Origin of the sequence: Pseudoclavibacter sp. CFCC 11306 (assembly GCF_008831235.1) — a bacterium.
In the GTDB taxonomy this organism is placed as follows: Bacteria; Actinomycetota; Actinomycetes; order Actinomycetales; family Microbacteriaceae; genus Pseudoclavibacter_A.
In genome coordinates, this window is record NZ_WBKF01000001.1 from 755,474 (window position 1) to 781,435 (window position 25,962).

Sequence of the window (25,962 nt, forward strand, 5' to 3'; positions counted from 1 at the left end):
GACGACAACGGCCAGCGGGCGCCGCACTGCGACGCATCCGCTGGCCGTTGAACGTGATTGGATCAGCGCTTCTCGCGGATCTTGGCTGCCTTGCCGCGCAGTGAGCGCAGATAGTACAGCTTGGCACGACGAACGTCGCCGCGCGACACGAGCTCGATCTTGTCGATCACCGGCGAGTGCACCGGGAAGGTACGCTCGACGCCGACCTGGAACGAGATCTTGCGCACGGTGAAGGTCTCGCGCACACCGGCACCCTGGCGCTTGAGCACGACGCCCTGGAACACCTGGATACGGCTGCGGTTGCCCTCGATGATGTTGACGTGCACCTTGACGGTGTCACCGGCGCGGAAGTCTGGGATGTCGCTCTTCAGCGATGCTGCGTCGACTTTGTCCAGCGTGTTGCTCATGAGTTCTTCGCTCTCTGCACCTGCCGCAGGTCAGGAGCGTGAATACGTAACGATTCGGATTGTGTCGACGATCGCTCCCCTGCGGCAGAGACAAGCCGATGACACAATCTCTCATCTTGCCACATGCCGGGGTGAGCCGCAAACGTCTGCCCGCACTGCGCCGGATGCACCGCTCGCGCCCGCCTCTGCGTCTCAGCCCAAGCGCCAAGACTGTGCTCGGCCGCCCCGTCAGGGCAGCAGGTCGGGTCTCATGCGTCGAGTGCGCGTCACACTCTGTTCGTGCTGCCACTCGGCGACGAGACGGTGGTTACCGCTGAGCAGAACCGGGGGCACTTCAAAGCCGCGCCATTCAGCAGGCTTCGTGTAGCTCGGGTGCTCGAGCAGGCCGCGATTGTGCGACTCTTCGACCAGCGACTCGGGATTGCCGATCACGCCGGGCAGCAGGCGGGCGACGGCTTCGACGACGACCAGCACGGCGACCTCGCCGCCGTTGAGCACGTAGTCGCCGATGCTGATCTCGCCGGTGCGCCAGTGCGCTGCGGCGTAGTCGACGACGCGCTGATCGATGCCTTCGTAGCGGCCGCAGCAGAAGACGATGTGCCGTTCGTGAGAAAGCTCAACCGCACGCTGCTGCGTGAACACCGCACCGGCCGGAGTGGTGAACAGCACCAGGGGATCGTCGGCGTCGGCCAGCACGTCGTCGAAGGCCTCACCCCAGGGCTCGGGGCGCATGACCATGCCCGCTCCCCCGCCATATGGCGTGTCGTCGACCGTGCGGTGCACGTCGTGGGTGTATTCGCGCAGACTGTGCACGCGCAGATCGATGATGCCTCGATCGACCGATTTGCCGACCAGCGACAGTTTCAGCGCGTCGAGGTATTCGGGAAAGATCGTGATGACGTCGATGCGCAGACGCGCAGGCTCAGCGGCGCTCATACGTGGTTGGTGCGGTCGGCTTCAGGCGCAGCGTCATCATTCGATGTGGGGTTCTGCGCCTTCTCAGCGGCTTTGGCGTCAGACACAGCCGTGTCAGAGACGGGCGCAGACTGGGCCGTCAGCTCTGCCACGACATCCGCCACCTCTTGGGCCGGCACCTCGTCGGCCTCGTCTTCGCCGTCGTCGGCGGGCTCGAACAGGCCGCCGGGCGGGGTGATGGTGACGGTGCGCTCGTCGAGATCGACGCCGCTCACGAAGTGTTTGACGAAGGGCAGCAGCACCTCGTCGCTCTCAGTCTGAATCGCGAGGATGTCCTGGCCGGGCAGGTGGTCGACTCGCGAGACCGTGCCGACGGCCTCGCCGTTGCGCATGACGACAAGATCGACGAGCTGGTGGTCATACCAGGCATCGGTCTCATCAGGCAGCTTGGTCTCATCCTGATCGATGGTCAGAATGGCCTTGGCGATGCTCTCTGCCGCTGTGCGATCGGGAATCTCGGCGAAGAACGCGACCGGGCTGGTGTTGTACCAGCGCAGCTCGCGCAAAGTGATGGTGCGGCCGTGCCATGAGGAATCGGCAGGCACCTGAAGATTGAATGTGGCGCCCGGAACCAGTCGCCGCTCGGGCTCATCGGTGTACAGCTCTACCTTGAGGCCACCTTTGAGCCCGTGCGGCTTGGTCAGACGGGCGATGCGAAGCTGCAGCATGACCTAAGCGTCGGTGTCGACGATGTTGACCCGCACGTGACGGCCGTCGGCCAGAGCGTCGACCACAGTGCGAAGTGCCTGTGCCGTGCGCCCTGAACGACCGATCACGCGGCCGAGGTCATCGGGTGCGACACGCACGTCGATGACTTCGGCCCGAGCGGTGTGCCGCTCGTCGACGGTGACGTCGTCAGGGCTGCTGACGATGCCACGCACCAGATGGTCAACGGTCTGCTGCAGCATGCTCACGCCTCGTCGGCTGCGTCAGCGGCAGGCTCGGCTGCGGCCTCTGCGGCAGGAGCGGCCTTCTTCTCGGTCTTGGGCAGCAGCACTGACTTCTTGCTGGCGTCCCGCTCGAACTTCGCCTTGGGCTCGGGAGCCTTCACTGTGCTCTTGGCGTCTTTGTCGCCCTTGAACTTCGCCCAGTCACCGGTCAGGGTGAGCAGCTTGAACATCTGGTCAGAGGGCTGTGCGCCAACTGAAAGCCAGTACTGTGCGCGATCTGAGTCGATCTCGATCAGCGAAGGGTGACGGGTCGGCACGTAACGGCCGATCTCCTCGATGACGCGACCATCGCGCTTGGCTCGTGAATCGGTGACCACGACGCGAAACTCGGGTGCGTGGACCTTGCCGAAGCGCTTCAGACGGATTTTGACAGACACAATGCTCCTGTAATTCAGATTCGATTCGAACCCAGTCGTGGGTGTGGGGCCTCACGACGGAAAGCTCTGGATGATCGAGGGCATGCAGATGAGAGGGTCTGCGCGCCCACGGGTTACCGACTGTCTATTGTGCCACACTCCGCGCCGTTTGTGTGTCACATGACGTTGTGACGCGCTATGACTTCGCGCGCACAGCGCAGACCACTACGCTTTACCCATGCGCATCGACTTCGCTCAGTCCCGCCCATCGACGCTCGGCGTCGAGTGGGAGGTCGTGCTGATTGACCGAGGCACTCGGCAGCCCGCCTCTCGAGCTGCCGAGGTCCACGACGCGCTGCAGGGCACGCCGGTCGCCGAGCGCCTCGACCAAGAGCTGCTCGAGAACACCGTCGAGATCGTCACCGGCGTGCACGACACCGTGCCTTCGGCCTTAGGTGAGATCGAGCAGGTGAGCACGTCGCTCTCCGAGACTGCCGACGAGCTGGGCCTGGGAATCCTTTGTGCCGGTGTGCACCCGTTCGCCAAGGCGACGCAGCAGCCGTACACCTCGAACGAGCGCTACCAGAAACTGATCGACCGCACGCAGTGGTGGGGTCGCATGATGGCGATCTACGGTGTGCACGTGCACGTCGGCGTCGACGACCGCCGCAAGGCCGTGCCGCTGGTCAACGGTCTGCTCGGCTACCTGCCGCACCTGCAGGCGTTGAGCGCTTCGAGCCCGTGGTGGGAGGGGGTCAACACCGGCTACGCATCGAATCGCGCGATGATGTTTCGTCAGCTTCCCACCGCCGGGCTGCCGCCGCATGTCGAGACGTGGCAAGACTTCGAGGCCTTCGTGGCCGGCGCCCTGCAGACCGGAGTGATCGACCAGCTCAACGAGATTCGCTGGGACATACGGCCCGCGCCGAAGTTCGGCACCGTCGAGAACCGTGTGTGCGACGGGCTGCCGACACTGTTCGAGGTCGGGGCGCTCACCGCGTTCATCCAGTGCGCTGTCGACGAGCTCAGCGAGCAGATCGGGGCAGGCGTGGCACTCGATCGCATTCCAGACTGGGCAATCGCGGAGAACAAGTGGCGCGCGGCGCGCTATGGCCTGCCTGCGGTGTTCATCGCCGACCACGATCTCAACGAGCGCAGCGTCATCGACGACACGCTGGAGCTCCTCGACCGCTGGCAGCCTCGCGCACAGCGGCTGGGCTGCGCCGAACAGCTCGCGGATGTCGAGTCCCTCATTCGCGGCGGTGCCAGCTACCAGAGACAGCTGCGCGTCGCATCACGGCACGGCGATGATCTGAATGCCGTCGTCGATGCGCTGATGGCCGAGTTCGAGGCCGGGCGGCCGCTCGACCGCTGACCGGCCGCTGCGCGCCGGCTCTCCGGCAGTTCGCGCAGCACCACGACTCAGGGCCAGAGGGCTCGATCAGCGTTTGAAGAGGCCGCCGAGGCCGGGCACCTCGTTCGGATCGATGCGAGGCGGCGCTCCTGCGGCGTCTCCCGTGCCCTCGCCACCGGCCGAACCTCCAGCCGCGCCGAATGCCGAGCCCGCAGCGCCGGCTCCGAATGCGGAGGCCGCCTGCGTGAGCGAGCGTTCGGTCGCCTTGGCCTGCTGGTCGCGAAGCTCGGCCTCCTGCTGAGCGCGCTTCGCCGGGTTGCCGCTCTTGGCCTTGCCCTTCTTGCCTTTGCCTTTGACGTTCTTGCGTTTGGAGCCTCCGTGCCCCATGGCTCCCATGCCGGGCAGGTTCGGCACACCGCCGCGGGCCACCGACTTCATCATCTTGGCCGCCTGTTCGAAGCGCTGCACGAGGCTGTTCACTTCGCTGACCGTGGTGCCCGAGCCCTTCGCGATGCGCAGACGACGTGAGCCGTTGAGCAGCTTGGGATTCTCGCGCTCGGCCTTGGTCATCGACTGGATGATCGCCTCGGTGCGGGTCAGCTGCGACTCGTCGAACTGCTCGAGCTGCTGGCGCATGCCCGCTGCTCCCGGCATCATGCCGAGCAGCTTCTTCATCGAGCCCATCTTCTTGATCTGCTGCATCTGCTGCAGAAAGTCATCGAGAGTGAACGCCTCTTTGGCGATCTTCTCGGCGACTTTGCGCGCCTCTTCTTCGTCGAAGGTGCGCTGAGCCTCTTCGATGAGCGTGAGCACGTCGCCCATGTCAAGAATGCGTTTGGCCTGGCGATCGGGGTGGAAGATCTCCAGGTCGTCGAGACGCTCACCGGTCGAGGCGAAGAGAATCGGCTTGCCCGTGACGCTCACGACCGAGAGGGCGGCGCCGCCACGGGTGTCTCCGTCGAGCTTCGAGAGCACGACACCGGTGAAGTCGACGCCCTCGTTGAAGGCCTGAGCCGTGGCGACGGCATCTTGGCCGATCATGGCGTCGATCACGAAGAGCACTTCGTCGGGGTCGATCGCCCGACGAATGTCGCTGGCCTGCTTCATCATCTCGGCGTCGACGCCGGTTCGACCGGCCGTGTCGACGATGACCACGTCGTACTGCTTGTCGCGAGCGTACGAGATCGAATGCTTGGCGACTTTGACCGGGTTGCCGACGCCGTTGCCGGGTTCGGGGGCGTAGACCGGCACGCCGGCCTGCTCGCCGACCACCTGCAGCTGACCGACGGCGTTGGGACGCTGCAGGTCGGCGGCGACGAGAATCGGCGTATGGCCGTCTTTCACCAGGAACTTGGCAAGCTTGCCCGCGAAAGTCGTCTTGCCGGCACCCTGAAGACCGGCGAGCATGATGACCGTCGGCGGCTGCTTCGCCAGCTGCAGCCGTCGGGTCTCGCCACCGAGGATGTTGGTGAGCTCTTCGTCGACGATCTTGACGACCTGCTGAGCGGGGTTCAGCGCCTGGTTGACTTCGTCTGAGAGCGCACGCTCGCGCACTTTGGCGGTGAAGCCCTTGACCACGGTGAGCGCGACATCGGCGTCGAGCAGGGCGCGGCGGATCTCGCGCACGGTGGCGTCGACATCGGCAGGAGAGAGCTTGCCCTTGGTGCGCAGGTGCGCAAAGGTCTGGACCAGCCGTTCAGAGAGGTTCGAGAAAGTAGCCATATCGGGTCGATTCTAGCCGACGCGGGCGCATCACGCGGGGTCGGCTCTCAGCGCGTGCTCGGGACGCCCGGAATCTCAGATTCGACAGGGCCCGGAGCGCACCGAGCCCAGGGTGCTCACCCGAAGATCGCACGCACCTCGCGGTAGCGCTCAGCCGGCACCTGCTTCGTCTCAGCCAGCTCGTCGAAAGGCACGCTGACGATGTCGGTGCCGCGCAGTGCCACCATGCGCCCCCACTGGCGACGAGCGACGAGCTCCACGACTTCGATGCCCAGTCGCGTGGCCAGCACACGGTCGAACGCGGTGGGCACTCCCCCGCGCTGAATGTGGCCGAGAACCGTCGCCCGGCTCTCAATTCCCGTGCGCTCCTCGATCAGCGGGGCGAGAACCTCCCCGATGCCGCCGAGCCGAGCGCGTCCGAATCCGTCGAGGCCCTTGTCAGAGAACGCCTCGTCCATGTCGGGCAGTGTGAATCCCTCGGCGACGACGACCATCGGCGAACGCCCGCGGTCGCGCACCGAGGTCACCCACGCGCAGATCTGGTCGAGGCTCTCAGCCTGCTCTGGAATCAGAATCGCATGCGCGCCGCCGGCCGTGCCCGCGTGCAGCGCGATCCATCCGGCGTGGCGGCCCATCACCTCGAGCACCATGCAGCGCTTGTGCGCGTTGCCGGTCGTGCGCAGCCGGTCGATCGACTCGGTGGCGATCGACACCGCAGTGTCGAACCCGAAGCTGTAATCCGTGCCGTCGAGATCGTTGTCGATCGTCTTCGGCACCCCGACGATCGGAATGCCGTCGTTGCGCAGCAGGTTCGCGGCTCGCATCGTGCCGTCTCCACCGATCGCGATCACCGCATCCACACCATGCTCGGCCAGGGTGCGCAGAATGTTCTCGGGTCGGCCCGCCTCGGTTCGATACGGGCCGATGCGCGAGGTGCCGAGAATGGTGCCCCCCTCTTTGGCGAGCCCGCGCACCCGAGCGCGATCGAGCGTGATGTAGTCGCCTTCGATCATGCCGCGCCAGCCGTCGAGAAAGCCGACGAACTCCTGCCCGTAGACCTCGGTGCCTTTGAGCACCGCACCACGGATCACCGCGTTGAGCCCGGGGCAGTCACCGCCAGACGTGAGGATGCCGATGCGTCGCGGCATCTGTTCCAGAGCGGTCGGGTCGGTCAGTGTCTCCATGTGGCTCCCCTTCGAACGGCGGCTGTCGTCGGCTGCTGCGACGTGCACCACCCAGCGTATCGGCACGGAATGTCGACACTGTGAACGGAGTGCTCACCTCTCCGTCGGAATCGGCTTGCGCGCGAGCCATGCCGCGACGAGCGCTCCGCTGATGTTGTGCCAGACGGAGAAGACCGCAGGTGCGAGTGCGGCAGCGGGGTTGAAGTGCACCGTGGCCAGCGAGGCGGCCAGCCCCGAGTTCTGCATTCCCACCTCGAACGCCAGCGCACGGCGCGCGGCATGATCGAGGTGCACCGCTCGCCCGGCGAGATAGCCGAGCAGCAGCCCGATGCCGTTGTGCAGCACGACTGCGAGAATGATCAGCAGCCCTGCCTGCGCGAACGCGGCCGCGCTTTTGCCCATCACCGCAGTGACGATCGTCGCGATCGCGATCGCCGACAGCCAGGGCAGCACAGGCTTGATGTAGTCGATGATGCGACCGAACAGGCTGCGCACGATGACACCGGCGATCACCGGCAGCAGCACCGTCTTCAGGATGTCGAGAAACATCGCCTCGACCGGAATCGACATGTACTGCCCCGCGAACGCCAGCGTCAGCAGCGGCATCAGCAGAGGTGCGACCAGGGTCGAGACGGTCGCCACAGACACCGAGAACGCCACGTCGCCCTTCGCAAGGTACGTCATCACGTTCGAGGCGGTGCCGCTGGGCGCACAGCCGACCAGGATGACGCCGACGGCCAGTTCGGCGGGCAGCTGCAGCGCCCACACCACGAGCAGCCCGGCCAACGGCATGATGACATAGTGCGCGACCAGTCCGAGCAGCACGACCAGCGGCCGTTTGGCGATGCGTTTGAAGTCGGCGCCGGTAAGGGTGATGCCCATCAGAAACATGATCAGCCCCAGCAGATACGGCACGATCGGGGTGATCGGGGTGAACGTCGCAGGCAGGCAGAAGCCCAGCACTGCGGCGACGATCACGATCGCTGGGAACACCGTCACGGCGAGAATCGCGTTGCGATCGCGCTTCGGCCGTTGTGCGGATGCTCCGCTGCCGGAGCGCTGCAGAGGTGCGTCAGGTGATGGTTCGGTCTGGTCGGTCTTCTTCACGGCGCATAATGCTACTCTCCGCGGTTCCCGTGCCCCTTCTGCCGCACTCGGGGCTCTCGCAGGGCGTTGGCTGCCTCGCCCCGCGACGGCGGAGAGCAGGGGGGGAAGCGAGGCTTCAGCTCGTGGCGACCAGAGCATCCTGCGAACGCTACAGTGGTGTCGATGCTCCCCAGCTCTTCTCTCCTCGCCGACGACCTGATCGCCTGGTATCTCGACGAACGCCGCGATCTTCCCTGGCGCGCCGAGGAGGCGACGCCATGGGGTGTGCTGGTCAGCGAGTTCATGCTGCAGCAGACGCAGGTCGACCGTGTGCTGCCGCGCTGGCACGAGTGGATGCAGGCGTGGCCGACGCCCTGCGACCTTGCGGCTGCGAGCGCCGGCGATGCGATTCGTGCGTGGGATCGGCTCGGGTATCCGCGTCGGGCGGGCTGGCTGCACGCTGCCGCCCAGCAGATCTGCGCCGAGCACGCGGGCGAAGTGCCAGACGACCTCGACACGCTGCTCTCGCTGAAGGGCGTCGGCGACTACACCGCCCGCGCCGTGCTGGTCTTCGCGTTTCACCAACGGCATCCCGTCGTCGACACGAACATTCGTCGTGTGCTCGCCAGAGCCGTCGACGGCGAGGCGGAACCGGGCGCCCCAAGACCGGCGCACGACCTGCCGGCGATGTCGGCGCAGCTGCCGCAGGACCCCGAGCGCGCGCGGCTGGCCACCTATGCGTTCATGGAGCTCGGAGCGCTCGTCTGCACCGCCCGAACACCGCGCTGCGAAGTCTGCCCGATTCGTTCGCGGTGTGCATGGGTCGCAGCCGGGTCACCGCCGTCTGCGGCGCCGAAGCGTCGCACACAGGCGCGATTCGAGGGCAGCGACCGGCAGGCGCGCGGCCGCATCATGGCGCTGCTGCGGGCCGCCCGCGAGCCGGTGGCGGTCAGTGCACTGCTGCAGGATGCTCCGGATCGCCCGCAGGCCGAACGCGCGCTCGCCTCTCTGGTCGCCGACGGTCTCGCCGTCGAGAGCACGCACGATGGCGGGTTCCAGCTGCCCTGAGTCGCCGAGGGCACGCGGCCGCCGACGGCAGGCTGTCTTCGGCGGCTACCCCACCAGCTCGGCGGCGAAGGTGTTCGCGTTGAAGGCTGCGATGTCGTCGATGCCCTCACCGAAGCCGATCAGTTTGACCGAGATCCCGGTGGTCTGCTGCACGCCCACGACGAAACCGCCCTTGGCCGAGCCATCGATCTTCGAGAGCACGATGCCGGTGACGCCGGCATGGTCGATGAACGCCTGGGCCTGGCTCAGCCCGTTCTGCCCGGTCGTGGCGTCGAGCACCAGCAGCACCTCGGCGATCGGTGCGAGCTTCTCGACGACCCGGCGAATCTTGGTGAGTTCGTCCATCAGACCGGCTTTGGTCTGCAGGCGGCCGGCGGTGTCGATGATGACCACGTCGGCGTCGACGTCGATGCCGTGCTGCACGGCCTGGTACGCGACCGAGGCTGGATCCTGCCCCTGCTGCTGCGGCCGCACCACTTCGGCGCCGGCCCGCTGGCCCCAGGTGGCCACCTGTTCGACGGCGGCCGCGCGGAACGTATCGGCCGCACCGATCACCACACGCTTGTTCGCCCGCGTGATGAACCGTGCGAGCTTGCCGATCGTCGTCGTCTTGCCGACGCCGTTCACCCCGACCACCAGCACGACCGCAGGCAGCAGGCGGCCGGTGGCGGCATCCTGCGGGCGGGTCAGACGCAACGTCGGGTCGTTCGCACTCAGCCGCTCAGCCAGCTCGTCACGCAGCACGTTGCGCAGCTCGCGTTCGTCGGCGATCGCCAGTCGCTCCACGTTCGAATGCACCGCCTCGACGATCGACTCTGACGCCTCAGCGCCGAAGTCGCCGAGAATGAGGCTGTCTTCGAGGTCTTCCCAGCTGCTCTCGTCGATGGGCCGCGTGCCCTGAAAGAGGTTGCGCAGACTGCCTCGCAGTGACCATTTGCTCATTTCCCGCTCCTGTCATGACCGTCTTGCTCATCGCGTCTGTCGTCTGCCGCCCGGTCGCCCTCGCCCGCAGTGTGGTCGGCATCGTGTTCGTCGTGCTCCATGCGCTGTCCCACCACGGCCGACACACCATCCTGCCGCATCGACACACCATACAGTGCGTCGGCGATCTCCATCGTGCGCTTCTGGTGGGTGATGACGATGAGCTGGGAGTCTCGCCGCAGTCGTTCGAACACCGAGAGCAGGCGCCCCAGGTTCGCGTCGTCGAGCGCGGCCTCGACTTCGTCCATGATGTAGAACGGGCTCGGTCGGGCGATGAAGATCGCGACCAGCAGAGCGACCGCCGCCAGCGACCGCTCGCCGCCCGAGAGCAGCGAGAGCCGGTCGATCTTCTTGCCCGCCGGCCTGATGTGCACGGCGATGCCGGTGGTCAGCGGATGCTCTGGGTCGGTCAGCGTCAGCGACCCGCGCCCGCCGGGAAACAGCACCGGGAAGATCTCGTCGAAGGCCCGCTGCGTGTCGTCGAACGCCTCTGTGAAGATTGACTGCATCTTCTCATCGAGCTCGTCGCTGATGGCGATCAGATCGGCTCGTGTCTTGCGCAGATCGACGAGCTGGTCGTTCATGTAGTTGTACCGCTCTTCGAGCGCGGCGAACTCTTCGAGCGCGAGCGGGTTCACCCGCCCCAAGCGGCTCAGCGCACGCTGGGCCTTCACCAGCCGCAGCCGCTGCTGCTCATGGTCGTAGGGCACGGTCTCGACCGTCTCATCGGCGTCGGCCCACTCGCCCGTCACCGGAATCGGCAGGTGCGGCCCGCTCTCGGCGATCAGCACGTCGACGTCGATGTTCAGTTCGGTGCGCACGCGTTCTGCGGCCGAGTCGCGGCGCACCCGCTGCTCGTGCTCGCGCAGCTCGATGCCGTGCGCGCGTTCGGCGAGCAGTTCGAGCTGATGCTGCTGCTCGGTGATGCGTTCGCGCAGCTCGCGCAGCTGCCCGTGCTGCTGGTTGCGGGCCACCTCGTGTTCGGCGACGGTGAGTCTCGCCTGCTGCAGCGACGTGCCGATGTGCGCCATGATGTCGGGCAGCAGCGCCTGCACGTGCTCGGCGCGCTCCAGCTGGATGCTGCGGATCGCCTGCTCCCGAGCCTGTGCCTCGGCCTGCGCCTTCGACTGCTCGGCGTCGCGCTGCAGCGTCTCGGCGCGACGCTGTTCTGCCTTCGCGCGTTCGCGGGCGGTCTCGACCGAGACGCGCACCTCCATCTCGTGCGCTCGAGCCGCCTCGAGTGCGTCGAAGGCAGGCTGGCGGTCGATGGGTTCGCTCAGCGGCTGCGGCTCGGCGTCGAAGGATGCCAACGCTGCGTGCGCCTGCTCACTCGCGTCGGTCGCCTCGTCGAGTCGCGTTCGCGCCTGCTCGGCCTGTGTCGTGAGACGCGCGAGTTCCGCCTCAGCGCTGTCGACCTGAGCACGCAGCGATCCGAGCCATTTGGCCGTCTCGGCCGCGCGAGCATCTGCCGCACGCAGCTCGGCGAGCGCCTGATCTCGTTCGGCGCGCCGGGCATCCCGCTCGTCGCGGGCGACGTCGATGCGCGCGCTCGCCGACGCGACCGAGGCACGGGCCTCATCGGCGGCGCGCAGAGCATCGTCACGCTGCGCCAGCAGCTGCAGTCGCGACTGCCCGGCATCGCCGCCGCCGCGCACCAGCGCACGGCCGATCACGTCGCCCTCGGGTGTGACGACCTGCCAGTCTCCGGCGGGCAGTGCGTCGAGCACGGCGACCGGGTCGACCACTGCTGCAGCGCTGTCGGCGACCTCTGCCCCTCGAACGATCACAGTGTGGGCGAGGCGCGCGAGCACTCCGGACGGCCCCTGAGCGACATCGGGCGCCCATGCCACCCCGGGCGGCAGCGTCGGACGGTCGCTCAGTTCGCCTGCGGTCTCAGGCGCCGCGGGTTCGGCGACGACGCCGGTGACCTGTCCCAGATCACCCGCGCGGGCATCGCCCAGAACGGCTGCGCCAGCTGCGCTGGAGTCGACCAGCAGCGCATCGGTCAGCGCGCCGAGCGCCGCGGCGACGGCCGCCTCGAAGCCCGCCTGCACCTGCAGCGCGTCGGCGACGCGGCCGCGCACGCCGATGGTCTCGGCATGGATGATCTGTGCCGAGCCGTCGCGCGATTCGAGGGCCATGGCGAGCGCCGCGGCACGGGCCTGCTGCGAGTCTGCCTCAGAGGTCGCCTTCGCCTGCAGATCGCGTGCTGCGGTCAATGCGCGTTCGGCGGCTTCGAGCCGGTCGGTCGCGGCACGGTATGCGGCGTCGAGACCCGTGGTCGAGCTGCCCGATGTGTCTGACCCGTCTGGCGTCAGCTCTGCCGTCTGTTCGGCGGCAGTGGCCTCGGCGAGCGCCTGTGCCCGCTGGTCGCGGCGCTCGGTCGCCTGCTGCACCGCCGAGCCCTGCGACTCGACCTGTCGTTCGGCGGCCTCGACCTTGCCTGCGGCGATTTCGACGGCGTTCGCGAGCGCCGATCGACGCAGTTCGTGGCGGCTGATCAGAGCGGCCTGCTCGGCGATCTGTGCGTCGACGGCCTGCAGCGCGTCGAAGGCCTCGCGGGTGGCCACCCGCTGCTCGTCAAGAGCCGTCGACAGCTCGGTCGCACGGTCGGCGAGCTCTCGTGCGGCGCTCCGAGCGCTGTCGGCCTGATCGAATTTCGCGGCGACGTCGAGGTCGAAGGTCTGCGGCCGCACCGAGAGCAGCGCGACCCGCTGCTCTGCGATCGATCGCAGCGAGCGAAAGCGTTCGGCCGCCGACTCCAGGCGGTGCACGACTGCACGCGAACGCTCCAGCTCGTCTGAGACCGTGGTCGCCTCGAGCTCGGTCTGACGGCTGCGGCTCGCCGTGACGGTCTCGCGCAGCACACCCTGCTCGTTCTCAAGAGCCTGTCGCTGGGTCTCGAGAGTGCCCAGATCGGTGTCGAGCTCCACGATCTCGGCGGCGAGCAGCCGTGAGGTCGCGTCACGCACCTCGGCCTGGATCTGCTGTGCCGAACGTGCGATCTCGGCCTGGCGACCGAGGGGCTTCAGCTGGCGTCGCAGCTCGGCGGTGAGGTCGCTCACCCGCTGCAGGTTGGCCTCCATGGCATCGAGTTTGCGCACTGTGCGCTCTTTGCGGCGGCGGTGTTTGAGAATGCCGGCGGCCTCTTCGATGAAGCCGCGGCGCTCTTCCGGCGACGCGCGCAGCACCTGATCGAGCTGCCCCTGGCTGACGATGACGTGCATCTCGCGGCCGAGGCCCGAATCGCTCAGCAGCTCCTGTACGTCGAGCAGTCGGCACGACTGCCCATTGATCGCGTACTCGCTGCCGCCGTTGCGAAACAGCGTTCGCGAGATCGTGACCTCGGTGTACTCAATCGGCAGCGCGCCGTCGGTGTTGTCGATGGTGAGTTCGACCTGTGCGCGGCCGAGCGGCCCCTTCTTGGCAGTGCCTGCGAAGATGACGTCTTCCATCTTTCCGCCGCGCAGCGTCTTCGCACCCTGCTCGCCCATGACCCATGCCAGGGCGTCGACGATGTTCGACTTGCCCGACCCATTGGGGCCGACGACCGCGGTGACCCCAGGCTCGAACTCGAACGTGGTCGCGTGCGCGAACGACTTGAACCCTTTCAGGGTCAGTCTCTTCACATACACGTCGAAGGCTCGCTTTCTCTGGGGCCACCTGCCGTCAGCCTGGTCGGTCGGCGGTCTTCCTCGCTGCATACAGGCTACCGGGTGCGCTCCCGGCGCCTGCACCATGGCATCCGCTCACCGTCTCGCGCGCCCGCTCTATTTCGCCACCTGAACCAGGCGGGTCTGCCCGCCGGCAACGAGATAGCCGCGCCCTGCTGGCCACCGAGACGTGTCGTCGGCAGGCACGTTCGCCCTGAGGTAGCGGTCGCTGTCATCGGTCTCGGGGCGCAGCAGCAGACCGCATCTGATGGTTCGCACGGCCCCGTGCAGCTCCCAGGCGGCGGACAGCGTGGCTGGGTCGACGTCGACCAGGCAGGTGATGCCCTCACGTCGGCAGTGCGCGACCAGTGCAGCGAGACGGGACTCGGCAGGGGTGCCCACGAAGTCGGCGGTGTGGTCAATCACGATCATCAGCTGATCGCCGTCGGGCGCTGGCCGTATGGGCTCTGAAGTCTGGGCCGACTGCTTCGGCTGTACGTCGGTGCGTCTGGGAGCGGCCGACAGCCAGTCGTCGTCGGCGAGCCAGCCCGCGGTGTCGAACTGCGCCAGACTCGGACGTTCCGCCGGGGGCTCGGCCGCCCCCAATATCTCGTCGATCACGGTGATCACCTGGACTTCGTCGTTCGCGACGCGCGACCATGAGATCGTCGCGTCGAGGGGTGACGTCTTCGGCGTGATGAGGATGCTCTGTGCCGCGGGCCGGGTTGTCGCGAGTGCTCGTGTGAGCACACCGAGCACCGCGGAGTTCTCGTCGCTCGAGCGCCCCTGCACCAGAAACGGCTCGTGCGCCGGCAGACCGACCGGCGCGAGGGTGTCGTCAGCCACTGCGAAGACTGGCGCATGATCGATGTCGAAGGCCGGCAGCGAATCGAGCGCGACCGTCTCGGGCAGACGACGGATGCTCGGTGTCGGCTCCGCCCCTATGTCGGCCAGACGCGCGGCCACTTCGGCGAGCACCGCGGCCTGTTCGGTCACGGTGACGGCGCCATGTGGCACCCCGATCTGCGCTTCGAGCCCGCCGCAGATGCCGCCGATGACGATGCCGCGGCCGGGAGGCGCATCATCGAGCACGCTGGTGTCGATGTCGAGCAGGCCGCCGAGGGCGGCATCCGTCATCCTGAGCGCGAGGGTCTGCCCCAGGCTCGACGCGATGGTCGCAGGCAGCCCGCTGGGTCGACTCGTGGTGAATGCGAAGTGGATGCCCACGTCGCGCCCGGTCGCGAACAGCGCGACGAGCGAGCCGATCACGTCGAAGCCTCGCGCGAACTCGTATTGCTCCTGCATGGCCGCCAGGTCGTCGATCAGCACATAGACCCGGGGCAGGCCGTCGGCTGTCGTCGTCGGCAGTTCGTCGACGGCCGAGGCTTTGGCTCGTCGCAGCAGCGCGATGCGCTCGGTGGCAGTGGCGTCGAGCTGACGCAGCAGGCGTTGGATGCGTTCGCGATCATCTGCGGCGATGACCGCGCCGACCGTCGGCAGCGTGTCGAGCTGTTCGAGCCCGGCTCCAGCGGCATCGATGACATAGATGTGTGTGGCCGCAGTGCCGCTCGGCCGATCGCTCAGCTGCCAGGCGAGGGTGCGCAGCACCTGCGTGCGGCCCGAGCCAGCGCTGCCGACCACGCGAAGGTGCCCGTCTGCCGCAGGCGACCACGCATAGATCTGCTGCCGCTGATGCTGCGGGTCGTCAGCCAGCCCCAACACGATCTCGTGGGCACTCTGCTGCTGGGCTGTCTCAGTGCTTGCAGACGACCCAGGCCGCCCAGACGGCCCAAACCGCCTGGACAGCCCAAACGACTCACACACTGACGACTCATGCAGTGGTAGCGCGAGCCGACTGGGCAGCGCGTCGAGCCACGGGCGACGCGGTGCATCGAGCCGCAGTCCCTCGGCGGCAGCGAGCATCGCGTCGCGCATGACCTCGATCTCACGCTGCGCCTGTGCACCGGTGCGGTCGCGCGTCGCGGGCTGCAGCCATTGTCGAGCCGTCTGAAAGGGCAGCTCGGCGATCGTGATCTGTGCGGCTTCGCGGCCGAGGATCATCGGTGCGCCCAGATACGCCGTCTGAAAGTGCTGCACGCGCCCAGGCCCGACGCGCACTGCGGCTCGACCTGGGGTGCTCGCCGAGAAGTGCGCTGCATCGGGAATGCCCAGCACATCGGTGCTGTCCTGCTCGTCGGCCATGCGCAGGGCGACTCGCAGGTTCGCATTGGCTCGAAGATTGTCGTTGACGACGCCCGAGGGGCGCTGGGTCGCGAGAATCAGCTGCACCCCGAGCGAGCGTCCGCGGGCCGCGATGTCGACGATGCCGGTGACGAACTCGGGCACGTCAGCCACGAGCGCGGCGAACTCGTCGACCACAATCACGAGCGTGGGCGGGGTGCGTGGGTCGCGCAGACGCTCCATGCCGCGCAGGTCTTTGGCTCCGACGGCGTTGAACAGGTGCTCGCGTCGGGTGAGCTCTGCACGCAGCGATATCAGAGTGCGCTGTACGAGGTGCGGGTCGAGGTCGGTGACCAAGCCGACGGTGTGCGGCAGACCGACGCACTCGGCGAATGCCGCCCCGCCCTTGTAGTCGACGAGCAGAAACGTCAGACGATCAGGTGCGTATTCAGCGGCCATGGCCATGATCCACGTCTGCAGGAATTCGCTTTTGCCACTCCCCGTCGTGCCAGCCACCAAAGCGTGCGGCCCTTGTTCGCGCAGGTCGAGGGCGAAGGGGCCGTTCGTACCGACGCCGAGACGTGCGTTCAGCCCGGAGTCGGCGTTCAGAGCCTGCGCCCGAGTGCTGCCAGTGCCCCACCCAGACATCAGCGAGTCGTTGGCCTTCCAGCGCCTTTCGATCGCCAGCGGCTCTGAAAGGTCGGTGTCGCCGATCTCGCTGAGCCGCACGCGAGCAGGCAGGTCGGTCTCGTCGACGACGAGCGCACCGCTGTCGACCAGCGGAGCAAGGGCACGAGCGATCTGAGTGGCTCGGTGCGCGTCGAGTCTGTCGAGTCTGGTGACGGGAATGCTGCTGGCCGAGCGCACGCGGTGCAGCGCAGCGGTGAGGTCGTCGTCAATGTGCAGCCATGTGCGGCATGCCGCTGGCAGCGCCTGCGCCGATTTGCCCAGCCAGAGCACATGCATGTCGGCATCAGGCCCCGCCTCGGCGATGTGCACGAGCCGGGCGGGGTCGACGCCGGGGTTGCCGATCACGACGGCGATCACCACCGGCGAATGCTCAGGCGGCGCGGCGGCTTCGTGATGATGTCGGATCGGGCGCTCCCCCGCCGGCAAGTGTGAGCGGGCCTGGCCGCGCGTCGGCGACATGCTGCGTTCGCCGAGCACCTCTTCAAGTCGCGTCGTCAGCTGCTGAGCACCGTCGGCGGTGCTGGCCAGATGGTCTCCCGAGATCGGCGAATGTGGCGAGGCGGTGTGCGGCAGCCACTTGAACCAGCTCCAGCCCGGCAGCTGCCGCGACTCACAGAACGTCGCAACCACGACATCCGCAGGCGAATGCGACGTCGCGATCTGAACGATCAGGGCACGCAGCGCCTCTTCTGCGATGCCGGCAGAGCCCGTCACACCGATCGCGCCGGCGCTCGACAGCTTCTCGAGCACGGGCACGTCGCTGATCGTCTCGAAACGCTCATGCAGATCGACGATCTGCGCCCAGAGGTCATCTGGCAGCTCGCCTCGTTCAGCGGCCGGAATCGCGGTGAGGCTCAGATCGGTGCCCACCCCGAAGCGAAGTTCGAGAAACGTCTGGTGTTCGGGCCGTCGGTTCCAGAGAGCCGCGCCCGAACCCGGATTCGCCTGCTGACGCACCGCTCGCTCACGCTGCTGCTGGTCGGCGAGTTCGTCTGCGAGTTTGCGCACCGACTGTTGGTATGCGGCGAGTTGCCGCCGATACTCACGCCCCGAGACGAAGCGACTGTCGAGCCAGGTCGCAGCCAGTGTCAGCGGAGAGAGCACGACAAGAATCAGGCTGTACGGCGACTTCGTGAGCGCGAACATCGCGATGCCGCCGAGCAGCGGTGCCAACGCCGCGAGCACGGGCATGCGCGACGAGTGCTGCCGGTGCGGCTGCGCTGGCAGCGCAAGATCTCTGGGCTCGAACCGTGGCACGATCTCGGGCGCCGGAATCACCGCGACCCGAGGTGCAAGAGCGGTCTCGTTCTGCATCTGTGTGAGCCCCGGTACCAGCGCGTCGTAACGAAACAGTCTGGTGCCAAGCGTCAGCCGGTCGCCGTCGCGCAGGGGCGCATCTGTGACGATCTCGTCATTCACCTCGATGCCGTTGGCACTGCCGAGATCGTGCACAGAGGCGGTGCCGTCATCGGCAATGGTGATCTGAGCGTGGCGGCGCGACACATCGCGCGTGGTCAGATGAACCCTCGTGGCGGGGTCACGACCGATCAGATTCTCACCCACGACCAGCCCGTAGGCACGTGGTGTGCCCGGGGTGTCAGAGCGACGGCGGCGCGACGGCGCGCCCGCCTGCCCGGGTGGTATGAGCTCGAAGAGATGACCCGCCAGCGGATACTGGCGCCGTGCATCGCTGTTGGGCGCTGTGTCGTCGACGACTGAGACGATGCAGCCGGGCTGCAGCGCCGACTCGCCCAGTGTGCAATGTCGGTCGAGAATCAGCGGCATCGGCTGGCTGGCGGTTCTGACCCGCAGCGTCGCCTGCGCCGAGGCGTGCGACCCGTCAGCGCGCAGTGGATGTGTCGGGGGAAGTTGCCCGCGCAGTCGATCGGCGATCTCGCCGATGAGTGTCGCGGTATCGGTGGTGATGACGATATCGGTGCGTTGCGTGCCGGTATCGAGAGTGCATGCGATGCGCACAGACGGTCCCCTCCCCCTTCGCAGTTCCGACGGTCTCGGGCACGATGCCTCAGCGCCGCTCGATGTCGATCTGCAGTCTGTTCGCAACTCTATCGACGAGGCGAAGCGTCGGTTTTCGGGGGTGTGGATAACTGCCAGACTGACTGGCCGCACGCGGTCTGAGAGGTGCCACCTTGCTGAGAGAGACCGTGGACGCAGACCCTCAGATCAATACGTGTTCGTCCTGGCCCGTGGTCGCTGTCCAGCGCGCTCGGCTGCGATCGGCAGCAGCACATCTCGGCTCAACGGAGCAACCTCCACCCCAGGCCGTGCCGGATCGGCCCAGACGACCTCGGCGATCTCTCGATGCGCGCAGAGAGCTTCAGCCTCGACGAACGGAGTTCGAACGAAGTAGGCGTCAGCGTCGACACGCGTGTGATCCTCGTTCAGCGCGGGAGCATCGAATCGCCCGAGATGTTCGAGATCGCTCGGGTCGAGGGTCAGGCCCAGCTCCTCCCCGACCTCGCGCACGACTGCCTGCAGTGGCGTCTCGCCCGGTTCGAGTTTGCCGCCGCACTGCATGAACCCGCTCGTGCCTCGTTTGCGCACGAGCAGTGTGCGGCCAGCACTGTCATTAAGCACGATCGCAGCGATGCGCAGTACGTGTTCCCGGTCGTGGTTCCCAGCGTTGTCGCTCATAACGTTCCTCGTGGTGTGAAGATGCTGCAGCGGAGTCACATACAGCAGCGTAAAAGTGACTGATCCGCGCGGGAGCGCCACACACTGGCACTCTAGCGCTGAAATCCGAGGGTGCTGGCACTCCCACGCTCGGCCTCACCGCATCCGCTGGCAGTACGTGCACAGATGCGAATGCCGGTTCATGAACGCCACGCGCTTGATCGGCCTCCCGCACCGCGGGCACGGCTGCCCGGTCTGACCATAGGCGCTCAGCTCGATGGCGAAGTACCCCGACTCCCCGTTCACATGCTTGTACTGCTCGTCGAAGCTCGTGCCGCCGACAGAGACCGCCCGACGCAGCACCGCGACCACCGCATCCACCAGACGAAGCGCACGCACCTGACTCAGCGAGTCGGCCGGCTGTTCGGGGTGCACCCGCGCTGCCCAGAGCGATTCGTCGGCATAGATGTTGCCGATTCCCGAGACGGTGGTCTGGTCGAGCAGCACGCGTTTCACAGCCGACCGGTGACGACGGATGCTGCGCGCCAGCCGTGCACGATCGAAACCGGCTTCGAGAGGGTCGGGTGCGATATGCGCGGCCTGCTGTGGGACGAGATCGCGCAGCGCGAACCGGTCGGCGACGAGGGTATCGACTGCCAGCGACCCGAAGAGACGCTGATCGTGAAAGCTCAGCTCGCGGTGCCGGCCCGACTCATCGACCGTGTCGATGCGGATGCGCTCATGCCGCAGGGGCGGCGCGTCAGCAGACAGGTCGTGGGCGAGCAGCTGCCCGCTCATGCCCAAGTGCGCCAGCAGCGCGGGCGGCGGGGCCGATTCGACTGAGGATGCGCCAGCGAGTTCCAGCGGAATCCAGAGGAATTTGCCACGTCGCTGCGGCTGCCCGAGGTGCGCGCCGATCAAGGTCTGGGTGAAGTCTTGGCTGTCGCCGGGATGGCGTTTCAGCGAACGCTCGTCGAAGACGCGAACCGCGTCGATTCGATGTCCGGCGAAGAGATGCTCGATGCCGAGGCGAACCGTCTCGACTTCTGGAAGCTCAGGCATCCGCTTTCTTGAGCTCGGCGTCGGTGATGCACTTCCAAGCGTTGAACGCCGCGGCCATCTCGGCCTGCTTCTTGCTGGTGCCTTCGCCGTCGCCCTTCACCGTGTCGCCGCAGTGCACGCTCGCGGCCCAGCGACGCTCATGGTCGGGGCCCGTCGACGAGACGGTGTAGACGGGAAACGGCAGACCGTGCTCTGATGCGGATTCCTGCAGAGTGGTCTTGGGATCCATGCGCGCCGCCAGCGTCTCGATGCGCGGCAGCAGCGGTGAGAGCAGGCAGAGCACGAACGGCCGTGCCTTCTCGAGCCCACCGGTGAGGTAGGTTGCGCCGATCAGCGACTCGACCATGTCGGCCAGCAGAGAGGCCTTGTGGTGACCGCCGGTCAGCTCTTCGCCGCGGCCCAGCAGCAGGTAGCCGCCGATGCCGCGGTCTTCTGCGATGAACGAGAGCGCATTCGTGCTGACGATCGCAGCACGACGCCGCGAGAGCTCCCCCTCAGAGAGGTCTGGGAACTCGTGGAACAGCAGATCTGTAGCAACCAGCTGCAGCACGGAGTCGCCGAGAAACTCCAAGCGCTCATTGGTCGGCAGACCGCCGTTCTCGAATGCGTACGACCGATGGGTCAGTGCGCGCGTGAGATAGGGCTCGTCGATCTGCACATCGAGCCGCTCCAGCAGCTCGACTTTGTCACTCTCGTTCACCGCTTGCTCCGCGTATGACTACGCGTCAGCGACCTTGCGACCCTTGTACTCGAAGTAGAGCGGGGTGCCGGCGGAGTCTTCGACGACCTTCGCGCGGTGCGGCAGGCTGTAGACGACCTTGCCGTTCTCGACGGTCTTGACGAGGTTGGGCACCTCGGCCTTCCACTGTGAGCGGCGGCTACGGGTGTTGCTGCGTGAGAGCTTGCGCTTTGGCACTGCCATGATCGATCATTCCTTCTCTGAATCGGCACGCGACGACGACGCGTCGTTCGGTAACTGAGCCAGTTTACCCAGATCTGCCCATCGTGGATCGATTTCGTCTGCGACAGCAGGCTCGATCGGGTCTCCGATGGAGTAGATCTCGGCAGCAGGCTCGTCTCCCACTGGTTTCAGAGGAAGATTCAGAACGATCGCATCGCGGATGCTCTGGCTGAGGTCGACATGTTCGTTCTGCAGAACCTGGATCTCGCCGTCGCCGTCATCGCGTGTTAAAGCTGCTTCTGAATCAGGATACGCGAAAAGGTCACGGAATTCGACTTCGTCACGCCAAGACAGCGGCTCGAGCGTGCGCGAAGACTCCCCCACCACCTCGAAATCGATCGTGGCGGTGACCAGAATGCCCTCGTGCACCGACTCGAGTCGCAGATCTGCCTCGATGGGCGACCCTTCGGTCACCCGGGCCAGGCCCACGCCCAGATCGGCCTCTGCAGGCACCGTCACCTGCAGGCTGCGCATCGCGCCGGGTTTGCCGACCAGGTCATGAACGTTGATGAGATAGGGGTTCGCCATGGTGCCCAAGTCTAGACCAGCGCGAGGCAGCCGTTCTGCGACGTTCAGCCGTTCGTCGCCTGCACCTGTTCGGCGATCGAGGTGATCACCTTGGGGTCGGCCACGGTCGTGGTGTCGCCGATCGGCCGGCCCTCGGCCAGATCTCGCAGCACTCGTCTGATGATCTTGCCAGACCTCGTCTTCGGCAGGTCGTTCACGATGTAGACCCGCTTGGGCCGGGCGATCGCGCCGATCTGCTGCGCGACGTGCTGCCGCAGCTCAGCCGGAGCATCCGCCGTCGAGACCAGCTGCTGGTTGCGTTTGAGCACCACGAAGGCGATCACGGCTTCACCGGTGTTCTCGTCGGCCACCCCGACCACGCCGGCCTCGGCGACCGCATGATGACCCACCAGTGCTGACTCGATCTCGGCCGTCGACAGGCGGTGCCCTGAGACGTTCATCACGTCGTCGACCCGACCGAGCAGCCAGATGTCGCCGTCGTCGTCGTACCGGGCGCCGTCTCCGGCGAAGTACCGGTCGCCGAACGTCGCCCAGTAGGTGTCGACGTAGCGTCGGTCGTCACCCCAGATGCCGCGCAGCATCGAGGGCCACGGCCGGTTGGCGACGAGCAGCCCGCCGTTGCCGTTGCCCACCGGGGCGCCGCTGTCGTCGACCACGCCGAGACTGACGCCGGGCACCGCCTTCTGCGCACTGCCCGGCTTCATGGTCGTGACGCCGGGCAGCGGCGACGCCATGATCGCGCCCGTCTCGGTCTGCCACCAGGTGTCGACGATCGGTGCCGTGTTCGAGCCCACGACCTCGCGATACCAGAGCCAGGCTTCGGGGTTGATCGGCTCGCCCACGCTGCCCAGCAGACGGATGCTGCTGAGGTCATGATCGAGCACCACCTGCCGCCCGACCCGCATGAATGCGCGAATCGCCGTCGGCGCGGTGTACAGCGTGGTCACCCCGTATCGCTCGACGATCTGCCACCAGCGGCCCCAGGTCGGCGTCTCGGGCGTGCCCTCGTACATCACCTGGGTGGCCCCGTTGACCAGCGGGCCGTAGACGAGATAGCTGTGCCCGGTGATCCAGCCCACGTCTGCCGTACACCAGAACACGTCGGTCTCAGGCTTCAGGTCGAAGACGACCCGATGCGTGAACGAGGTCTGTGTGAGGTAGCCACCCGTGGTGTGCAGAATACCTTTGGGACGCCCAGTGGTGCCGCTCGTGTAGAGAATGAAGAGCGGGTTCTCGGCGGGAAAGCCCTGTGCCTCGTGTTCGGCGGATGCTGTGGCGACGGTCTCGTGCCACCAAAGATCCCGCCCGTCGGTCCAGTCGACGTCGTTCTCGCCTCGACGCACGACGAGCACGTGCTCGACGCTGTGCCGCCGCTCCGGGTGCAGGCCGAGCGCGGCATCCACCGTCGGTTTCAGCGGCGAGACCCGCCCCTTGCGCCAGCCGCCGTCGGCGGTGACCACCAGGCGCGCCTCGCAGTCGTCGATTCGAGCCCGCAGACTGTCGGCGCTGAACCCGCCGAAGATGACGGAGTGGATGGCACCGACGCGGGCGATGGCCAGCAGCGTCGCGACGGTCTCGGGAATCATCGGCAGATACACTGCGACCCGATCGCCCTGCCCGATGCCGAGCGCGGTGAGCACGTTCGCGGCGCGCTTCACCTCAGCGAGCAGCTGGGCATAGGTGATCGTTCGTCGATCGCCCGGCTCTCCCTCCCAGTGCAGCGCGACTCGGTCGCCGTTGCCTGCGATCACGTGCCGGTCGAGCGCGTTGTACGAGGCGTTGATCTCGCCGTCGTCGAACCATTTCGCAAAGGGCGGACTGCTCCAGTCGAGCGTGCGGGTGAACGGCTTGTGCCAGTGCAGCGCACGAGCGCGGTCGGCCCAGAATGCCTCTGGGTCGGCCTCGGCCTGCCGGTAGACGTCTGCGGTGCAGTTCGCCTGTGCAGCGAACTCCTGACTGGGAGGAAACCGATCGACGAGATCGAGGTGGTGGCTTTCGATGACGCCGTGCTGATCGGTGATGAAGATGCGGTTGATCTGAGCCGTCGCTGGTGCTGGTTCGTTCATGGGCCCTCCTCGTTGAGCGCTCCACGGTGCCGAGCGGTGCCCGAAGTCGGTTCGTCTCTCAACTCGAACGGCCCCATTGCCGCCAGAGACGAATCCGGTTCGCGACACCACACCGTGATGGGTAGCTGTCAGACTAACGCAGCGCCCCGAGCGCACCACACGTGAGAACGGTGTTGCCGCGAGAAGAAATGCATTCCTGCACGCCTGGCGAAGAACCGAGGTTCTGCCGACCGGCTCGCTCAGTGATCGGCTGTCGGCCCGTCACGACGCATCAGGCGAGCCGGACGCACCGCGCCGGGGCCGAACCGGTCGACCACGGCGTCTACCGCCTGATCGGTGACACGCCACTGGTCGTCGTCGCTCCACAACGCGGTCTCGGCGCCGTCGGCTCCGACCGGCGCCAGCTGTTCGAGCCGCACGCCGATCAGTCGAATGGCGCTGTTGGCCATGCCAGACGCGTCGAAGAGATGCCAGGCGGTCTCGAACACCGTGCGACCGGTCTGCGTGGGCTCGCGCAGCGTCTGCGAGCGGGTCACCGTATGAAACGCGGCATCACGCACCTTGATCGCCACGGTGCGCGCCACGGTGTGATGCCTGCGCGCTCGGGCGCAGGTGCGTTCGGCCAGATCGAGCACGGCTGACCGCAGCCGGTCGCGGCCCTCGTTCGTCGCCGCGTCGATGTCGTCGTCGAAGGTGCGTTCGTGCCCGATCGACTTCTCGACTCGGCCGGGACTGACCGGTCGCCCGTCTCGACCGTGGGCGAGCTCGCGCAGACGCGTGCCTTGGGCGACGCCGACCGCGCGCAGGAGCACCTGTTCGGGGGCCTGCGCCAGATCGGAGACCGTCATCAGCCCGAGACGCTGCAGCTTCTCGGCGGTGCGACCGCCCACTCCGGGCAGCGCGCCGACCTCGAGCGGTGCGAGAAAGGCCAGCGTCTGGCCTGCAGGCACGATGAGCATGCCGTCGGGCTTCGCCATGCCAGAGGCGAGCTTCGCGACGAACTTCGCGGTGGCGACGCCGACCGAACAGTGCAGCCCGGTGGCCGCGAACACTTCGCGGCGAATGCGCTCGGCGATCTGGCCGGCCGATCCGAACAGCCGCTGAGCACCTCGCACATCGAGATAGGCCTCGTCGACGCTGACCTGCTCGACCAACGGGGTGAAGCGCTGCAGCACCTGCATGACCGTGGCCGACGCGGTGCGGTACCTCTCGAAGTGGGGTTCGATCAGCACGGCGCGTGGGCAGAGCTGTCGGGCACGGGCCAGCGGCATCGCCGAGTGGATGCCATAGCGGCGGGCCTCGTAGGTCGCCGTCGTGATGATGGATCGCGGCCCATCGTGGGCGACGATCACCGGAAGGCCGTGCAGATCGGGCCGTTCGAGCAGTTCGACGCTCGCGAAGAAGGCGTCCATGTCGATGTGCAGAATGTGTGCGGTGCCGTCGTCGACCGACGCGTCTGAGACGCGACGGTGCGAGCCGTCCTGTCTGCTCACCGACGGCCTTGGTCAGGCAGACTCGTTGGGCTGGGCCGATGATCTCTGCGAGCGCTCTCGAAACGGCTCACTGCTGCCTCGAATGCTCGCGATAGTGGCGCGCGACCGGCTCGGGCACGTACGGAGAGACGTCACCGCCGAAGTCGGCGAGTGTGCGCACCAACGAGCTCGAGACGTGCGAGTGCTCGGGCTCGGGCAGCAGAAAGACCGTCTCGACCGCACCGAGGTTGCGGTTCACGATGGCCATCGGCGTCTCGTAGCTGACGTCGAGGTCGCCGCGAATGCCCTTGACCAGAACATTGGCCTGCTGCTGATGGCAGTATTCGACGAGCAGCCCTTCAGAGAGGGTGTCGACCCGTACCTGCGTCAGGCCGGCATCGTCGAGTGCGGCGCGCAGAAACTCGACACGCTGACGCAATGAGAAAGCGGGGGTCTTCTTCGGGTTGTGCACCACGAGCGCGATGACATCGTCGAAGATGCGCGCTGCCTTCGCGAACACGTCAAGGTGGCCGAGGGTCACCGGATCGAACGAGCCCGGGCATACAGCAGTCGAAGTCATGGCAACAGCGTACGCTGCACCACCGACACATACGGTCTTGGTGTCGGCCCCG

At 66.9% G+C, this 25,962-nt stretch carries 21 protein-coding genes; 2 read left to right on the forward strand and 19 right to left on the reverse strand.

Features of this window, described 5'->3' with window-relative positions; all coding sequences use genetic code 11:
* Window positions 1-62 precede the first annotated feature (62 nt).
* From rplS to rpsP, 5 genes are all read right to left on the reverse strand, one after another.
* On the reverse strand, window positions 63-407 hold the full coding sequence (gene rplS / locus F8O09_RS03325; protein ID WP_158031021.1) for a 50S ribosomal protein L19: 345 nt from the start codon (window positions 405-407) through the stop codon (window positions 63-65).
* A 228-nt stretch (window positions 408-635) separates the two neighbouring features.
* Window positions 636-1,319, reverse strand: coding sequence for a tRNA (guanosine(37)-N1)-methyltransferase TrmD (gene trmD / locus F8O09_RS03330; RefSeq protein WP_158031801.1), 684 nt, complete (start codon window positions 1,317-1,319; stop codon window positions 636-638).
* Between the two features lie 20 nt (window positions 1,320-1,339).
* A complete protein-coding gene (rimM, locus tag F8O09_RS03335; RefSeq protein WP_158053929.1) occupies window positions 1,340-2,050 on the reverse strand; it encodes a ribosome maturation factor RimM in 711 nt (236 codons plus the stop codon).
* Window positions 2,051-2,053: 3 nt separating this feature from the next.
* The gene (locus tag F8O09_RS03340) at window positions 2,054-2,290 is read right to left on the reverse strand and encodes an RNA-binding protein (protein WP_158038296.1); all 237 of its coding nucleotides are present in this window, start codon (window positions 2,288-2,290) and stop codon (window positions 2,054-2,056) included.
* A 2-nt stretch (window positions 2,291-2,292) separates the two neighbouring features.
* On the reverse strand, window positions 2,293-2,709 hold the full coding sequence (gene rpsP / locus F8O09_RS03345; protein WP_158031018.1) for a 30S ribosomal protein S16: 417 nt from the start codon (window positions 2,707-2,709) through the stop codon (window positions 2,293-2,295).
* Between the two features lie 217 nt (window positions 2,710-2,926).
* On the opposite strand from rpsP, the gene F8O09_RS03350 reads away from it, so the two are divergent.
* Entirely contained in the window at window positions 2,927-4,063 is a 1,137-nt protein-coding gene (locus F8O09_RS03350; protein ID WP_158031017.1) for a glutamate--cysteine ligase, read from the forward strand.
* A 66-nt stretch (window positions 4,064-4,129) separates the two neighbouring features.
* Here F8O09_RS03350 and ffh read toward each other — a convergent pair whose 3' ends face one another.
* From ffh to F8O09_RS03365, 3 genes are all read right to left on the reverse strand, one after another.
* Window positions 4,130-5,764: a signal recognition particle protein gene (gene ffh / locus F8O09_RS03355; RefSeq protein ID WP_158031016.1), complete on the reverse strand. Its 1,635-nt coding sequence runs from the start codon at window positions 5,762-5,764 to the stop codon at window positions 4,130-4,132.
* Window positions 5,765-5,880: 116 nt separating this feature from the next.
* Window positions 5,881-6,948: a 6-phosphofructokinase gene (locus F8O09_RS03360; RefSeq protein ID WP_225732841.1), complete on the reverse strand. Its 1,068-nt coding sequence runs from the start codon at window positions 6,946-6,948 to the stop codon at window positions 5,881-5,883.
* A 93-nt stretch (window positions 6,949-7,041) separates the two neighbouring features.
* Window positions 7,042-8,013, reverse strand: a complete 972-nt coding sequence (locus F8O09_RS03365) for a bile acid:sodium symporter family protein (RefSeq protein WP_158042676.1) — start codon at window positions 8,011-8,013, stop codon at window positions 7,042-7,044.
* A 204-nt stretch (window positions 8,014-8,217) separates the two neighbouring features.
* Between F8O09_RS03365 and F8O09_RS03370 the strand changes: the two genes are divergently transcribed.
* Window positions 8,218-9,102: an A/G-specific adenine glycosylase gene (locus tag F8O09_RS03370; RefSeq protein ID WP_158053931.1), complete on the forward strand. Its 885-nt coding sequence runs from the start codon at window positions 8,218-8,220 to the stop codon at window positions 9,100-9,102.
* Between the two features lie 45 nt (window positions 9,103-9,147).
* On the opposite strand, the gene ftsY is transcribed toward F8O09_RS03370, so the two are convergent.
* The 11 genes from ftsY to coaD form a co-directional block, all read right to left on the reverse strand.
* Window positions 9,148-10,044 (reverse strand): signal recognition particle-docking protein FtsY, encoded by an 897-nt coding sequence (gene ftsY / locus F8O09_RS03375; RefSeq protein ID WP_158053932.1) that lies wholly within the window; start codon window positions 10,042-10,044, stop codon window positions 9,148-9,150.
* Entirely contained in the window at window positions 10,041-13,718 is a 3,678-nt protein-coding gene (smc, locus tag F8O09_RS03380) for a chromosome segregation protein SMC (RefSeq protein ID WP_158053933.1), read from the reverse strand. Before smc ends, ftsY begins: the two co-directional genes overlap by 4 nt.
* A gap of 135 nt (window positions 13,719-13,853) precedes the next feature.
* Window positions 13,854-18,584, reverse strand: coding sequence for an FtsK/SpoIIIE domain-containing protein (locus F8O09_RS03385; protein ID WP_158053934.1), 4,731 nt, complete (start codon window positions 18,582-18,584; stop codon window positions 13,854-13,856).
* Window positions 18,585-18,791: 207 nt separating this feature from the next.
* Window positions 18,792-19,262: an NUDIX hydrolase gene (locus F8O09_RS03390; RefSeq protein WP_158053935.1), complete on the reverse strand. Its 471-nt coding sequence runs from the start codon at window positions 19,260-19,262 to the stop codon at window positions 18,792-18,794.
* Between the two features lie 135 nt (window positions 19,263-19,397).
* Window positions 19,398-20,303 carry a bifunctional DNA-formamidopyrimidine glycosylase/DNA-(apurinic or apyrimidinic site) lyase gene (gene mutM / locus F8O09_RS03395; protein ID WP_158053936.1) on the reverse strand — a complete coding sequence of 302 codons (906 nt, stop codon included), beginning with the start codon at window positions 20,301-20,303 and terminating at the stop codon, window positions 19,398-19,400.
* A complete protein-coding gene (gene rnc, locus F8O09_RS03400) occupies window positions 20,296-21,003 on the reverse strand; it encodes a ribonuclease III (RefSeq protein ID WP_158038310.1) in 708 nt (235 codons plus the stop codon). The genes mutM and rnc overlap by 8 nt, the downstream gene beginning before the upstream one ends.
* A gap of 18 nt (window positions 21,004-21,021) precedes the next feature.
* Complete coding sequence (gene rpmF / locus F8O09_RS03405; RefSeq protein WP_158031007.1) at window positions 21,022-21,225, reverse strand: 50S ribosomal protein L32; 204 nt, start codon at window positions 21,223-21,225, stop codon at window positions 21,022-21,024.
* Window positions 21,226-21,231: 6 nt separating this feature from the next.
* Window positions 21,232-21,792, reverse strand: a complete 561-nt coding sequence (locus F8O09_RS03410) for a YceD family protein (RefSeq protein ID WP_158031006.1) — start codon at window positions 21,790-21,792, stop codon at window positions 21,232-21,234.
* Window positions 21,793-21,836: 44 nt separating this feature from the next.
* A complete protein-coding gene (gene acs / locus F8O09_RS03415; protein ID WP_158053937.1) occupies window positions 21,837-23,858 on the reverse strand; it encodes an acetate--CoA ligase in 2,022 nt (673 codons plus the stop codon).
* 239 nt (window positions 23,859-24,097) lie between these two features.
* On the reverse strand, window positions 24,098-25,351 hold the full coding sequence (gene dinB / locus F8O09_RS03420) for a DNA polymerase IV (protein WP_158053938.1): 1,254 nt from the start codon (window positions 25,349-25,351) through the stop codon (window positions 24,098-24,100).
* A gap of 67 nt (window positions 25,352-25,418) precedes the next feature.
* Window positions 25,419-25,910 (reverse strand): pantetheine-phosphate adenylyltransferase, encoded by a 492-nt coding sequence (gene coaD / locus F8O09_RS03425; protein WP_158031003.1) that lies wholly within the window; start codon window positions 25,908-25,910, stop codon window positions 25,419-25,421.
* Window positions 25,911-25,962: the final 52 nt, after the last annotated feature.

Excerpts from the sequence above, each read along its gene's own strand:
- rplS (WP_158031021.1), bottom strand. The coding sequence starts at position 407 with ATGAGCAACACGCTGGACAAAGTCGACGCAGCATCGCTGAAGAGCGAC.
- rimM (WP_158053929.1), bottom strand. The coding sequence starts at position 2,050 with ATGCTGCAGCTTCGCATCGCCCGTCTGACCAAGCCGCACGGGCTCAAA.
- F8O09_RS03340 (WP_158038296.1), bottom strand. The coding sequence starts at position 2,290 with ATGCTGCAGCAGACCGTTGACCATCTGGTGCGTGGCATCGTCAGCAGC.
- F8O09_RS03350 (WP_158031017.1), top strand. The coding sequence starts at position 2,927 with ATGCGCATCGACTTCGCTCAGTCCCGCCCATCGACGCTCGGCGTCGAG.
- ffh (WP_158031016.1), bottom strand. The coding sequence starts at position 5,764 with ATGGCTACTTTCTCGAACCTCTCTGAACGGCTGGTCCAGACCTTTGCG.
- F8O09_RS03360 (WP_225732841.1), bottom strand. The coding sequence starts at position 6,948 with ATGGAGACACTGACCGACCCGACCGCTCTGGAACAGATGCCGCGACGC.
- F8O09_RS03370 (WP_158053931.1), top strand. The coding sequence starts at position 8,218 with ATGCTCCCCAGCTCTTCTCTCCTCGCCGACGACCTGATCGCCTGGTAT.
- ftsY (WP_158053932.1), bottom strand. The coding sequence starts at position 10,044 with ATGAGCAAATGGTCACTGCGAGGCAGTCTGCGCAACCTCTTTCAGGGC.
- F8O09_RS03390 (WP_158053935.1), bottom strand. The coding sequence starts at position 19,262 with ATGAGCGACAACGCTGGGAACCACGACCGGGAACACGTACTGCGCATC.
- mutM (WP_158053936.1), bottom strand. The coding sequence starts at position 20,303 with ATGCCTGAGCTTCCAGAAGTCGAGACGGTTCGCCTCGGCATCGAGCAT.
- rpmF (WP_158031007.1), bottom strand. The coding sequence starts at position 21,225 with ATGGCAGTGCCAAAGCGCAAGCTCTCACGCAGCAACACCCGTAGCCGC.
- F8O09_RS03410 (WP_158031006.1), bottom strand. The coding sequence starts at position 21,792 with ATGGCGAACCCCTATCTCATCAACGTTCATGACCTGGTCGGCAAACCC.
- acs (WP_158053937.1), bottom strand. The coding sequence starts at position 23,858 with ATGAACGAACCAGCACCAGCGACGGCTCAGATCAACCGCATCTTCATC.
- coaD (WP_158031003.1), bottom strand. The coding sequence starts at position 25,910 with ATGACTTCGACTGCTGTATGCCCGGGCTCGTTCGATCCGGTGACCCTC.